At 58.9% G+C, this 13,194-nt stretch carries 9 protein-coding genes; 8 read left to right on the top strand and 1 reads right to left on the bottom strand.

What is annotated here, in order from left to right; genetic code table 11:
• The first annotated feature begins 48 nt into the window (after positions 1-48).
• The 3 genes from ACIQUB_RS16880 to ACIQUB_RS16870 all read left to right on the top strand — a co-directional run bounded on the left by ACIQUB_RS16880 (position 49) and on the right by ACIQUB_RS16870 (position 4,031).
• Positions 49-774 carry a response regulator gene (locus ACIQUB_RS16880; RefSeq protein ID WP_402930804.1) on the top strand — a complete coding sequence of 242 codons (726 nt, stop codon included), beginning with the start codon at positions 49-51 and terminating at the stop codon, positions 772-774.
• The gene (locus tag ACIQUB_RS16875; protein WP_402930802.1) at positions 774-2,123 is read left to right on the top strand and encodes a sensor histidine kinase; all 1,350 of its coding nucleotides are present in this window, start codon (positions 774-776) and stop codon (positions 2,121-2,123) included. Before ACIQUB_RS16880 ends, ACIQUB_RS16875 begins: the two co-directional genes overlap by 1 nt.
• 456 nt (positions 2,124-2,579) lie before the next feature.
• Positions 2,580-4,031 carry a CHAD domain-containing protein gene (locus ACIQUB_RS16870; RefSeq protein ID WP_402930800.1) on the top strand — a complete coding sequence of 484 codons (1,452 nt, stop codon included), beginning with the start codon at positions 2,580-2,582 and terminating at the stop codon, positions 4,029-4,031.
• A gap of 272 nt (positions 4,032-4,303) precedes the next feature.
• Here ACIQUB_RS16870 and ACIQUB_RS16865 read toward each other — a convergent pair whose 3' ends face one another.
• Positions 4,304-5,092: a DUF4394 domain-containing protein gene (locus ACIQUB_RS16865; RefSeq protein WP_402930798.1), complete on the bottom strand. Its 789-nt coding sequence runs from the start codon at positions 5,090-5,092 to the stop codon at positions 4,304-4,306.
• A gap of 196 nt (positions 5,093-5,288) precedes the next feature.
• On the opposite strand from ACIQUB_RS16865, the gene ACIQUB_RS16860 reads away from it, so the two are divergent.
• The 5 genes from ACIQUB_RS16860 to ACIQUB_RS16840 all read left to right on the top strand — a co-directional run bounded on the left by ACIQUB_RS16860 (position 5,289) and on the right by ACIQUB_RS16840 (position 13,095).
• Positions 5,289-5,840: a sigma-70 family RNA polymerase sigma factor gene (locus tag ACIQUB_RS16860; protein WP_402931193.1), complete on the top strand. Its 552-nt coding sequence runs from the start codon at positions 5,289-5,291 to the stop codon at positions 5,838-5,840.
• Positions 5,837-6,541, top strand: a complete 705-nt coding sequence (locus ACIQUB_RS16855) for an anti-sigma factor domain-containing protein (RefSeq protein ID WP_402930796.1) — start codon at positions 5,837-5,839, stop codon at positions 6,539-6,541. The genes ACIQUB_RS16860 and ACIQUB_RS16855 overlap by 4 nt, the downstream gene beginning before the upstream one ends.
• An 895-nt stretch (positions 6,542-7,436) precedes the next feature.
• Positions 7,437-9,674, top strand: coding sequence for a UDP-forming cellulose synthase catalytic subunit (bcsA, locus tag ACIQUB_RS16850; protein ID WP_402930794.1), 2,238 nt, complete (start codon positions 7,437-7,439; stop codon positions 9,672-9,674).
• The gene (locus tag ACIQUB_RS16845) at positions 9,674-12,004 is read left to right on the top strand and encodes a cellulose biosynthesis cyclic di-GMP-binding regulatory protein BcsB (protein ID WP_402930792.1); all 2,331 of its coding nucleotides are present in this window, start codon (positions 9,674-9,676) and stop codon (positions 12,002-12,004) included. Before bcsA ends, ACIQUB_RS16845 begins: the two co-directional genes overlap by 1 nt.
• Positions 12,001-13,095: a glycosyl hydrolase family 8 gene (locus ACIQUB_RS16840; RefSeq protein WP_402930790.1), complete on the top strand. Its 1,095-nt coding sequence runs from the start codon at positions 12,001-12,003 to the stop codon at positions 13,093-13,095. The genes ACIQUB_RS16845 and ACIQUB_RS16840 overlap by 4 nt, the downstream gene beginning before the upstream one ends.
• The last annotated feature ends 99 nt before the right edge of the window (positions 13,096-13,194 follow it).

The following is a 13,194-nucleotide window of genomic DNA, read 5'->3' as shown; positions in this document are numbered from 1 at the left end:
CGCCAACAGATGCTTGCGTTTCACGGCTAACCCTACAAAACTAGGTGGATGGAAACGCCCAACCATTCGATCCTGATTGTTGAAGACGATGTCGAGATACGCACTCTTGTGGCGGAGCTTCTCGTTGTCGAAGGTTTTGTCGTGACTCAGTCCAGCAACGGACGCGACATGGACGACGCTCTCAACAAAGCCGTTCCGGACCTTGTCATCCTCGATCTCATGTTGCCGGGAGAGGACGGTCTTTCCATTTGCCGCAGGTTGCGAACAAACAACAACAACGTGCCGATCCTGATGCTGACGGCCAAGGGCGATGAGATCGATCGCGTTGTCGGTTTAGAAGTAGGGGCCGATGATTATCTGGTTAAACCCTTCAGCCCACGTGAGCTGACTGCCCGCATCAGAGCCATTTTGCGCCGCACCAATATGCGCAGCTCGATCGCAAGGGTCCGATCCCGCCGGTTCACCTTCGACAATTTCGTCATCGACCTTGACGCGCGCCAGCTCTCGAACAAAAAGGGCGTCCCCTTGATCTTGACCAGCGCGGAGTTCGATCTTCTTGCTTGCCTCCTCACCCGGCCGCAGCGTGTCCTGACGCGCGACCAGATTCTGGACCGGACACAGGGGCGCTCAGCCGAACCGTTCGATCGTACCGTTGACGTGCTGATTTCACGGTTGCGGAAGAAATTCGAGACAGCCAGTCCCGGCACGAACCTAATCAACACGGTACGAAACGGTGGATATCTATTTACCGCGCTCGTTGAGCAGGTACCATAGTGAAATCCCTCACTCTCGCCCGCCGCCTCTCAGCCATCGTCATCGTCCTCATCCTGATCGTTTGGCTGATCATGGTGATGAACTCTTACCTCGGCAAGAATTGGGAGGAGAAGAGCTTTCGACCGTCACCCGAGCGACTGGCTGCCATAGTCGAGGCGATCGAGACCACCCGTCCCGATCAAAGACCGGGTATACTAAAAGCTCTCACTACGCCGATCTTGTCCTTGCGTATTGTGACGCCGACTGAAAAAATGGAACCCAGCGACGCGTCCGGAAATTTGAGCGACGTGATTGCCGGGCAGTATCGCATTCACCTTGGCGACCGGACCTTGGCTGTCTCGCGCCTCGCCAAATCGCCGACGAAAAGCGATATTCCCCACTTTCCTTGGAACGACAAGTCGACGCTTGAGTTCCGAATTGGAATGCGCACCGGCGAAACATTGATCGTACACAATACGTCGCCGGTTATCGCCACGCCATTTGGACTACCGATCGGCCTCGGTGCGGGTCTTCTCGGAAGCATCGCGGCACTAGGCGCTTTGCTCATTCTCTATCGCGAGATCCGACCGCTAAGTGCACTGGCTCGCGCCGTCGATCACATTGACTTGAACGGTGAGAAGATCAGCCTTCCTGACACAACAGGCCAAAGTGCCGAACTAAAGGCGTTGGTCGCAGCTTTCGATCAGATGCAACACAGGCTCTCACTTTTGCTGCGGTCTCGAATGGTGATGATCGCGGGCATTTCTCACGATGTCCGCACGTTCGCCACGCGGCTACGGCTAAAGATCGAGGCCATACCTGATGTGGACAAGAGAGAGCGTGCAATCTGCGACATCACGGACATGATACGCATGCTCGACGATGCGCTGCTCGCAGCCCGGATAGGAGCCGGTGATCTGCCCCAGGAACTCATCGAGTTGGTGGCGCTTGCGCGCAACGAAACAAACGAGAGGCGCAAGGCAGGGGCTGATGTCAGCTTTGTCGTTCAAACGGGTCTGAGCACATTTGTTCTCGGAGATCCGATGTCTTTAAGACGGGTGATTGGTAATCTGATCGACAACGCCATCAAATATGCAGGGTCAGCGCGCATCTCGGTTACGGTCGATGGCGGATACGCAGTCTTGTCGGTCGAAGACGAAGGTCCCGGCATTCCCGCCGAACTTGTCAATCTGCTCACCGAGCCTTTTGTTCGTGGAGAAGTGTCCCGCAGTCGCAACACTGGCGGTGCAGGGCTCGGCTTGGCGATCGTGAAGAACCTTGCACAGGCGCATGGCGGCGATCTCTCCATTGGAACCGGGCAGAGCGGCGGCGCGCTGATCGATGTTCGAATTCCGGTATACGAGCACTAAATGCTATAGGTTTAGCTTAGCCGAGCTTACTCAATATCGTAGGACAGGTCCGTTCTTTGTTCAAACATTCGATCAGGCGAAAAAGACAAATTTGACAGAACAGGCTGCCACGCGGCTCTTTCAGTTTCGGGAATACTCTCCCTTATCAGAAGGCCGCCGCGAGACTGGGAGGCGAGATCTGGATCCATAGCGAAGACCCAACTCACCTGCGCTCGGATAGCTCTGCATGATGGTGCAACGCATCAAAGCGTTTGATGGTGTCTGGTCATCCAGGAAGTCTCGTTGCTTCGTAAGTTGAAGGGCTGGGGCGTGATGATCTTGGAAGCCCTCGGCAACTCTGGCATCGCCGCAGCATGCTTGCATCGCAACCAAACAGGTATCATCAGATTGCTGTAGCATCGAACTATGACAGTCATGTGCGCGTTGAGTTGGTTCCTCTAGCAGCCGGAGTTCACCTTGTCATCCGAAACCGAAATCAAGCTCGACCTGTCACAGGAAGCCTTCGACGCCCTTGTCGGCTCCGATCTCCTCGGCGAACCCGACAAGGTCCTCGATCAGAGATCCACCTATTTCGATACCGCCGACCGCAGGCTCTGGAAGGAAGGCTACACCTTGCGCATCAGGCAGGTCGGCGACACCAGGATGCAGACTGTCAAAGCGACGGGGCCAAGCCGATCGCTGTTCGCGCGGTCCGAATGGGAAACGCCGCTTGAGGGTAACGAGCCCGTTCTCGATCACACCAGCCCGCTCCTTGGAGAGTTCGGTAGTGACCTGGCGCTCGAACCCGTGTTCGACGTGGTGATCGCAAGGCGGCTGTGGAACGTGGTGGAAAACGGCTCACAGATAGAGGTGGTTCTCGACGAGGGTAACGCCATCTCCGATGACCGCCATTCTCCGATTAGAGAAGTCGAGATCGAGCTGAAGGAAGGAAGCCCGAGCGACTTGTTCGTTTTCGCCCGCAAGATTGATGCAGTGGCCGCCTTCCGGTTCGGTGTGCGGTCGAAGGCCGAGCGTGGTTTCGTTCTCGCCGACGTGCAGAAGACAGTGTTCAAGGCCGAGCCAGTCCAGCTGGAGCGGAGCATGAATGCCGCTGTGGCATTCAAGTCGATTGCGCTCTCATGCGTCCGCCAGTTCAGGCTGAACGAAGATATCCTTCTTCAGCGCCGAAACCCGGAAGCCCTTCACCAGACGAGAGTGGCGCTGCGCCGCCTGCGATCCGCCTTCTCGTTGTTCAAAAGCGTCCTGTCGCGTGACGAGCCGAAAAGACTGAACCAAGAACTACGATGGCTCGCCGCGGTTCTTGGCGAAGCCCGCGATATCGACGTTCTCCTGGCAAAGGCATCCGACGCCGATCTCGTCTCCAAGCTCAAGACCGCGCGTGCGGCCACCTATCGCGATGCCGTCGATGCCTTGGGTTCCTCGCGCACGCGAGCCCTGATGCTCGATCTGATCAATTGGCTGGAGTGTGGCGACTATCTTCCCGGCAACGGACCGGTATCGGCGGACGTGCCCGGCGCGCAGGATTTCGCTGCGCGGGTGCTGGAGAAACAGCGCAAGCGCCTGAAGAAGGATGGCAGCGCCCTGGCAAAGGCTGACGACGAGCACAGGCACGACGTTCGCAAGGATGCGAAGAAGCTTCGATATGCCGCCGAGTTCTTCGCGTCGCTCTTCGACGACAAGCGCAGCGCTCGACGGTACAAGAAGTTTCTAACCGCAATGGAGGCGCTGCAGGACGAACTGGGTGCGCTGAACGATCTCGCGACGGGTCCTGAGGTTCTTGAGAAGCATGGCCTTGCTGACCATCCTGCCAAGGACACCGTTATTTCGCATCGGGACAAGGCAGGACTGCTCGGGAAAGCTCAAGCGGCGGTCGACGACGTTCTCGATACCAAGCGCTTCTGGAGGTAAGTGCAGCCGATCTGGCTGGTCCACTGTCAAAAAACTTTCACAAACAAAAGGTCGCCTGTGGCTCGTCCGCTGCGATATTGTAAACCTCAAAAAAGGAAGTTTCCCGGGCGACGGCTTCGCTAAACGATTGCAAGTCTGCCACGACGTCGGTGCAAGTACGTTTCACCCTTCGCCAGCGCCCGTTTGTAGGTCGGGCGGGAATGCACTTTCAGAAAGTCCGCAAGAGGACAGTGCATCGCCTGCCCTCCGCGGCTTGAGAGACGAGGCGATCATCAGCTCGCGAGGAGAATGGCGATATCCCTGAGCTCCGTGTCTAGACCTTCAATGGCGCCGACCTCAGTTGCCACCCCAGTTTCCAGGTTCACGGTGTAGAGCATCTTGCTCGCAGCCAGATAGGCCGTGTTCTTGCCGTCTTCGGTTCCCTGGATATCGAAGGCATAAGCTGCTGGAGCGTCCTTGAGGCCGAGCTTTCCGATCGCCTTCAGCGTACCGTCGTTTGGCTTGGTCTGCTGGATCAGCGCGCCGATCGTCGCGTCGATATTGTACATCGCCGTCTTCTCGGGCTTGCCGAAGGAATTGGTGTAGGCAGCGGCGACAATGTTTGGCGTTTCACCCTTGTGCATGTCGCCATCCTCGTAGGCCAGGACGCCATCCACCGTCACCGCGCCCGTGTCAGGATGGACCCGATGGTTGGTCGTTCCGGTCATGAAGCGCAGACGGTCTGCCATCGGGTTGAAGTCAACGACGACAGGCGCTTCGGTAAGAGAGAGCGTCTTGTCCATCTTGGCGACCTCACTCGCAGCCCCGGTTTCGAGATCGATCGAGACGATGCGATGATCAGCCGTCACGCCGATGACGGTCTTGATGCCTGGGCGGAAATCGATACCGATGAGTTTGTCGACGCCGGTGACCTCCATCGTCTTGGAGACCGCTGGCTTTGCCGTGTCGAACATGACGAGCGTTTTGTCACCAGTCAGACCGAGCACCGGCGCGGCGAAGGTGGCGCTGGCAGTCATCGCGAATACGGAGGAGGTGATCAGTGCGGCACGAATGATGGACATGTCTTTCTCCCGTTTGGTTGATTTACGGGGCGGCTCGAGGCTTGTTCGAAACGCTCCCATCTTCAGGACACGGCAGCAGGCCTATTTGGATGCAGGCTGCCAAAAAAACTTTCTCGGCACGCATCCATTCCAGCTCGTCGTGGGTATAGGCATTCAGTGGCGACCGTGGTCACCACCGAGATGGGGGACCTTGTGTATGTTGATGGGCTTCAAGCCGGATAATCTTGGGGGCGCGCTCGCCGCATGCGCCAAGGGCGATCGCAACGCGTTGCGTAGCATCTACGATCAGGAGGCGGGCCGACTTGTCGCCGTTGCCGAACGCATCGTGCGCCGGCGCGACCTTGCCGAGGAGGTCGTCCAGGAAGCCTTCATCCGCATCTGGACCCATGCCCACCAATACAAGCAGGATTGTGGTTCGGCCCGCGGCTGGATTTACGCGATCGTCCGCAACCGGGCCCTCGATCTCCTGCGTGACGGCAAACGCGAGATTACAGTCGAAGACGTCGGCGTGCTCCGCGATGGAGAAGACGCCAACGAACTGATCGCCGCCTGGCAATCGCTGGACCGCAGTTCGCGTTTATACGAGTGCCTCGGCGCCCTCGACGAAACAAAGAGGCGCGGCATTCTGATGGCCTATGTCAACGGCTACACGCATGGGGAAATCGCCGGACGGCTGCGGATGCCGCTGGGTACGGTCAAATCCTGGATAAGGCGCGGATTGACGGCACTAAGGGAGTGCATGGCATGAGATACGAGCACGCGGACATTCCCTCGATCGCCGACGAATACGTACTGGGCCTGCTTGACCGACGGGAAACGGCTGAGATCGAGGAGGCGATGGCCGAGGACTTGGAACTTCGGGCGGCCGTGGCAGCCAGCCGTGACCGTCTCCTCCCGCTCGACATGGCGCTCGAACCCGTAGCCGTCGATCAAGCGCTCTGGCAGCGCATCGAAACCGCCCTGCCCGATCGTCATCAAACAGCTGTGTCGGAGGCACGACGGTCATCGAACGACAATCGCGTAGCCATATGGCGAAACACGGCTGTCGGCGCCCTCGCCGCAACCATCCTGCTTGCCGCTGGACTGGCATTCAGCTTGATGCGAACCGTGGAGCCGGTGGTGATCGCAGTCCTTGTCAGCGAGGCTGGCGAAGTCCAGGCGATCGTTGAAGATTTCGGCAACGAGAACGCCGCCGTCCGCCTGCTAACCGATTTTGACGTACCAAATGACAAGACCATCCAGGTCTGGACTTTGCCGTCGCGGGAAATGGGTCCAGTATCCCTTGGACTGCTGGAAGGTGTCCACTCGGCCCGTCTTACAGGTCCTGAACTCCCAGCTCCTAATGTAAATCAGCTCTACGAACTCACGCTCGAACAGGCTGGCGGGTCGCCAACGGGGCGCCCGACGGGTCCGATCCTCGCAAAGGGTTTTGCGAGGTTGCCTCGATAGCGGACGAGAGTGGATCGCCCACAGTTCCAAACCTCTCATAAAGCCGCATGCGCCCAGTCGCTTTCCATTGCGGTTCATGTCGAGAACGACCCATCGAAAAAATGTGAAGGCGCCCCGCTGCGAAGAACAGCAACGGGGAGATATGATCGAGCATCATGCTCATTCTCCTGCAGATGATCCGATGCCAGATAAGATTGGCACAACAGATTTCTGGGCCGTTAATTGCGACGGAGGCTTAATAGGGCCGACCATACTTTCTTTGAACTCGCTTCTCGCCTCTAACTTGAACGGACTCATGCTTCCCAATACTCGGTGCGCCAACGAAATTGCGGGGTCTCAGCGCCCAATCAATCGGCACGACGCAGTCTGCGCCAGGAAGATTCAAACCGAGCGACAAGCAGGTCGAGATCGTCCACAGCCTCGTGGAGGCTATCTTCGGGGAGCAGACTGGTAAAGTGCACAGCATTCACGGCTCTCGCCGCGACGATCGGGGAACGCAAATTGCCTGCAACGATCGGCAAAACCTCTCCACAAGCATAAATGACCGAACAACCTGGAAATGAAGGGCTGCATCAAATATATCCTGAGTAGTATGCAGCCCTGCATCTTGGCCCCGAAATTAACTAAGAACCTACTAATTTAGCCCCGTGGTCGCAACGAAAACCCCTAAAGACTCATGGTAAATGGCTAAGAAATCTGCTCATCCCATTCGCAGCAAGTATATTTTATGTGCAAAAAGTCGTGCTTCGACCGTCTTAATGCAGATAATACAGGTAACTCATAAATATTTATTCAATTACATTTAAAATCTGCGCAATATATAGAGGTTGCCAACCAATTATAATTTCCTAGTATCGGCCCAAATTAACTTCCCGTTAATCATTGGGGCTGATCAATGACTAAGCTAGTCACTTTTATACTGTGGACGACCAGTACACTTACCGCACTGTTTCTTGTCACACAGCCGGTTGGAAACTCCGTCCAAATGGCTCTGTCGCTGTCTGTCATAGCGGTTCTTGCCGTTATCGCGGTTCTGCGTCTCGATGGCATCTGGCGCCACGTGTTTCTGGCGCTCGGATCAGTGGTTGTCCTACGTTATGCCTACTGGAGAACGACCAGCACGCTACCGCCGGTCGACGACCTCTATTCTTTCATTCCAGGCGTCGTGCTTTATGCGGCAGAGATGTACTGCATCGTCATGCTGGCGATCAGCCTGTTCGTTGTTGCCGATCCGCGTGAGCGGCAGGCCGCGCCGCGTCTTTCGGACGAGGACGCGCCCAGCGTCGACGTTTTCGTGCCGACTTACAACGAGGGCAAGGAAATCCTTGCCATGACACTGTCGGCTGCCATGGCCATGCACTATCCGAGCAACAAGCTACGAGTGTTCCTGCTCGACGACGGCGGCACCGACCAGAAGCGTTTCTCCGACGACACCGCAGTCGCCGAGGCTGCAATCAACCGCGCCATCGTCCTCAAAGATCTATGCGCCGATCTCGGCGTCACCTATATGACGCGCGCCGAAAACGTCCACGCCAAGGCCGGAAACCTGAACAGCGGCCTTTCGCGCACCAGCGGCGACCTGGTCGTCGTCTTCGATGCCGACCATGCGCCAGAACGCGCTTTCCTGCAGGAGACAGTCGGATACTTCTCGAAGGATCCCAATCTCTTCCTCGTTCAGACGCCGCATTTTTTCTCCAACGCGGACCCGATCGAGCATAACCTCGATACCTTCACCACAATGCCGTCCGAGAACGAAATGTTCTACGGCAAGATCCAGAAGGGTCTCGACCGCTGGAACGCGTCGTTTTTCTGCGGCTCGGCAGCCGTCCTGCGCCGCGAAGCGCTGGAAGAGGTCGGCGGCTTCTCGGGGATCACAATCACCGAAGACTGCGAAACGGCGCTTGAACTGCACTCCCGTGGCTGGAACAGCGTCTATGTCGACAAGCCGATGATTGCCGGCCTGCAGCCGGAAACAGTCTCCAGCTTCATCGGTCAGCGCTCGCGCTGGTGCCGCGGCATGGTCCAGATCCTTTTGCTGAAAAACCCGCTCCTGAAGGCCGGTCTCAGCTTCGCGCAGCGCATCTGCTACCTTTCCAGCTCGCTGTTCTGGTTCTTCCCCTTCGTGCGCGCCGTCTTCATCTTCGCGCCGCTTCTCTTCATCCTTTTCAACATGAAGATCTTCGTGGCGTCGTCCGAGGACTTTATCGCCCACACGGTGACCTACCTTATCGTCGGCGAACTCATCCGCAGCTACCTCTACGGTTCGGTTCGCTGGCCCTGGATGTCGGAGATCTACGAATACGTCCAGTCGGTCTACCTGTTCCGCGCCATCATCAGTGTCATCCTGCAGCCACGCCGCCCAACCTTCAACGTCACGGCGAAGGGTCAGAGCACTGCCGGAGACCGTCTGTCGGAGCTCTCCCTCCCCTACTTCGCGATCTTCGCGGTTCTCGCCTTCACGCTTGGCGTCTCGATTTATCGCTACAATACCGAACCTGAAATCAGCGGTCTCCTGATGATCGTCGGCGCCTGGAACTTTTTGAACCTGCTGATCGCCGGCGCCGGCCTTGGTGTTATCACCGAACGCCGCAACGTGGTCGAAGGCATTGAGCTGCCGACCAACACCAAGGTATCGCTGACCTTTGGCGACAAGACCTGGACGGGTTCGGCTCTCAAGGCTTCGGCCGCCCGCGCCACCATCCAGTTACCGCAGGCCGCAATGCAGGCTCTTCGCAAGTCGGATAACGGCCACCTGTCGATTGCCAACCCTTCGCAGGCGCTGATCGTCAACTCGATCCCGGTGACGGTCGCCGCACATCCAAGCCAGGAGCAGCAGACGCTGGCGATCCGCTTTGATCTGGAGGCGCAGCACTACCCGGTCGTTGCAGAAATGATCCTGCGCGATATGAGCGATGTCCGCTCGATCCGCACAACCCGCCAGAAGCGCCGCGGCATGATCATTGCGACTGTTGCCCTCCTTCGCTGGGCCCTCAAGAGCCCGGTCAGTGCGCTCGCATTGCTTATGACCGGTGGTTCCGCAGCTTCGGCGCGCCGCTCGCAGGCGCCCCTGCTGCCTGCAAACAACAATACAGCCCAGGCATTCCCCGAAACCAGTGCAAAGGAAGGTGCATGATGCGTATCCCCTATCGTTACAAGCTGGCACTTGCCGCAACATCCCTCTCGCTGCTCACCGGTGGTGCCTTTGCACAGTCTCCAACCGCCTTCTCGCTCGGCGATATCGCCAAGCCGATGACACCTGCAGCGACGGCGACCACCGCAGACGACAGCAATCTGCGTCGGATCGGTGCCACCCGCAATGCACTGTTCTTCAATGGTGAGAGCACGAGCAGGGAATATGCCTTCTACGCGCTTCCGGCGGAGATAGCCGGCAGCACCAAACTCGTCCTGTCGCTGCAGACCTCAATCTCGACCGCGCCCGAAAGCTCGGCCATGCGGGTCTTCGTCAACGACCAGGATGTCGGCACCATCAAGCTCACAGCCGGTGACCCCTACCGCGCCGAACTCAAGGTGCCGAATGGCCTCATTCAGCCAGGCTACAATGCCGTCTCCATTCTTGTCGACCAGAAGCACCGCGTCGATTGCACCATCGATGCAACCTATGAACTCTGGACGCAGGTCGACCCCGAACAGAGCGGCTTCGTCTTCGGCGGCAAGTCCGCCGCCGGCGGAACGTCGATACCCGACCTGATCGCACTGGGCGGGATCAATGATGGCCGCACTCCCATCCATGGACGGATTTCGCCCGGCGCATCGACGACCGAATACAATCGGATCATGGCCGTGATCCAGTCGCTGGCAATTGCCGGCAACTTCGATCGCCCGGCCGTGACGATCGGCGAAGCGCAATCCGGCGATCCCGGCATCGATGTGGTCGTCGGCACACGCAACGCACTGGCGTCCACACTTGGCGCCGATCGCGCGGCGGCGTTGAAGGACGGCATCAGCGTTCTTTCCAATGATGGCACGCAGCGCAAGATGCTGGTGATAACCGGACAGGCCGCTCCTGATGTCAACAACGCGGTCGAGGAGTTCCAGCGGCTCAGCCAGCAGCAGCAGAATGACGGAACGCCGCAGGGTCTGCGCGCGCTTGCCAACACCAAGGGTCGCCCGCTTGCACCCAACTCGGTGGTGCCGCTTCAGAACCTCGGCTTCATCGCGCAGCCCTTCACCGGTCGACTTTACAAGGAGAGCGTCAACTTCTCGATGCCGTCGGACTTCTATCCCGGCGACTACGGCTCGCTCGTCATGCATCTGAGCGCGCGCTATGCCGCCAACCTCGCCCGCGGTGCCGAACTTATCCTGCGCGCCAACGGCGAAACGGTCGCTGACATTACGCTCGGCGCCAGCCGCAACGGTCTCATCGACGATCAGCGCCTGCCGATCCCGCTGAGCAAGCTGCGCCCGGGCGAGAACATCATCGAGTTCGAAGCACGTCTGCCGACGCCGGCCGATGCCGTCTGCGATCCGCTGGCCGGTGCCAATGAGGACCGTTCGCGCTTGTCGATACTCGGATCGAGCTTTCTGGAAGTTCCATCCTTTGCACGGGTCGGCCGTTACCCCGATATCGCAGCGCTGGTATCGGGCGCATCGCTCGCAGCGGGTCACGCTGCCGAGGCCACTTCCGTCTACGTGCCGGATCTGAATTCGCCGGCAATCGATGCAGCGGGTTCGTTTCTCGCCAAGATGGCCTACTCGTCCGGTCGTGTCACGCCGGTCGATCTGATGACATCGGTTCCCGACGCCGGCCAACGCCAGATCATGGCCTTTGCACCCTTCGCCAGACTGCCTGCCGAAATCCAGAGCCAGGCCGGCCTCGACCTCTCCGCCACACCGGCAGGTCTGACCAACGGCCCGCCGAGCAGCAGGCGCGGACAGGCGGCAGCTTCGATGTCGTTCGGGGATCCTGCCAGCGGCCGAGAAGCCGCCGCAGCCGATACGCCGACACAGCTGGACAAGCTTCTCGCGCCCGTCACCGAATTGGCTTCGACGGCAAAGTCATTCGCCCGATCGACCCTGTCGCAACTGCAACCCACACTCGGCTCGGCCGGTGAGACCCGCGCCGAAAACTACCAGCCGAAGGACAACACCGCTCTGCTCATCGCCCAGAAGGAAATGTCATCGGGCGGCGTCTGGACTGTGGTGGCATCGCCTTCCGACACAAGCCTCACAGCGACGGTCGACGCAGTCATGGAACGCTCGACCTGGACCCGGCTCAACGGCTCGCTGCAGTCATTCTCGACGAGCGGCCAGGTCATGGACCAGGTGTCTCCCCGTGACATCGCGCTGTTTCAGACCCAGCCGGTATCCATCGGCAACATGCGCCTGATCATCGCCGGCTGGCTTTCCAACCATGTCATGGAATACACGCTGGCCCAGCTCGGCGCGGCAATCATGCTCGGCGCATCGACCTTCCTGATGCTTAAACTCGGTCGGCGCAAATGATAAACCGCACCGTCTCGTTCAAAGCGATGTTGCTGGCGGGTTCGATTGCCGCGTTCCCGCTGGCACAGGCGAGTGCTGGCGCTGACGACGCGGTTCAGCCGGTGGACTATGTCGCAGGGTCGTGGATGCTCTATCGCCACGAATACGTCACCCAGGAGGGCCGCGTGATCGACACGCGGGCTAACGGGATCAGCCACAGCGAGGGTCAGGGCTATGGCATGCTGATCGCCGCGATCGCCGACGACCGTAAGAGTTTCGAGCGCATATGGGGCTGGACGAAAGCCAATCTCTACGTGCGTGGCGACAATCTGGCGGCCTGGCGATGGGATCCGGCGGCGACGCCACACGTCGCCGACACCAACAACGCGACCGATGGCGATCTGCTCATCGGCTGGGCATTGGCCAAGGCGGCCCATGTCTGGAAAGACAGCGATTATGCTCGTGATGCCAAGCGGATTGCCGAGGAGATCGCCGACAAGACGGTCGTCGACACGGCATTCGGCAAAGCGCTACTGCCGGGCGAGCGAGGGTTTGGCGCCACGGACCAGCCGGACGGGCCCGTCGTCAACCTCTCGTACTGGGTCTATCCCGCCATCGCCGAACTGGGCGTCGCGTCATCGCGTTTTCCAGCCGACGAACTAATCAGGACGGGGCTGTCCCTGACGCAAACCGCGCGCTTCGGACCGGCAGCGCTGCCGGCGGACTGGATATCGCTGAAGGGCAAAACGCCGATGCCGGCAAGTGCCTATCCGGCGCAGTTCGGCCATGATGCGATCCGCATTCCGCTCTATCTCGCCTGGTATTCGCGCGATCACTCAGACCTGCTGACGCCGTTTGCCGACGCCTGGCGCGACACCAACAATGGTGCCGCCTCGGTCATCGAACTGGCAAACGCCACGACACTGTCGCAGATGCCGGAAGCCGGATACCGCGCCGTGACGGAATTGGTCGGCTGCAGTCTAGGTCGCGAGACAGCGGCTCCAACGGCAGCAGCCTTCGAAACCACCGATTACTACCCCTCTACACTTCATCTCCTCAGTCTTGTTGCAGTTGCAGAAAGGTATCCAAGATGTCTGCCAGATACACAGTGACAGCACTCCTGCTTTGCAGTTGCGCTATTTTTCTGACCCCATCGCTGAAAACGGTTCCGGTCTCCGCCGCTGATCTAAGCGGCAACACAGGCCTTAACG

The sequence above is a fragment of the Rhizobium sp. NPDC090275 genome, assembly GCF_044772225.1.
Taxonomy (GTDB): domain Bacteria; phylum Pseudomonadota; class Alphaproteobacteria; order Rhizobiales; family Rhizobiaceae; genus Rhizobium.
This window is presented reverse-complemented; position numbering and strand designations above follow the sequence as displayed.

What these genes read in the sequence shown, in the direction of transcription:
- ACIQUB_RS16860 (WP_402931193.1), top strand. Translation starts at nt 5,289, where the DNA reads ATGTTGATGGGCTTCAAGCCGGATAATCTTGGGGGCGCGCTCGCCGCA.
- ACIQUB_RS16880 (WP_402930804.1), top strand. Translation starts at nt 49, where the DNA reads ATGGAAACGCCCAACCATTCGATCCTGATTGTTGAAGACGATGTCGAG.
- bcsA (WP_402930794.1), top strand. Translation starts at nt 7,437, where the DNA reads ATGACTAAGCTAGTCACTTTTATACTGTGGACGACCAGTACACTTACC.
- ACIQUB_RS16840 (WP_402930790.1), top strand. Translation starts at nt 12,001, where the DNA reads ATGATAAACCGCACCGTCTCGTTCAAAGCGATGTTGCTGGCGGGTTCG.
- ACIQUB_RS16855 (WP_402930796.1), top strand. Translation starts at nt 5,837, where the DNA reads ATGAGATACGAGCACGCGGACATTCCCTCGATCGCCGACGAATACGTA.
- ACIQUB_RS16865 (WP_402930798.1), bottom strand. Translation starts at nt 5,092, where the DNA reads ATGTCCATCATTCGTGCCGCACTGATCACCTCCTCCGTATTCGCGATG.
- ACIQUB_RS16845 (WP_402930792.1), top strand. Translation starts at nt 9,674, where the DNA reads ATGCGTATCCCCTATCGTTACAAGCTGGCACTTGCCGCAACATCCCTC.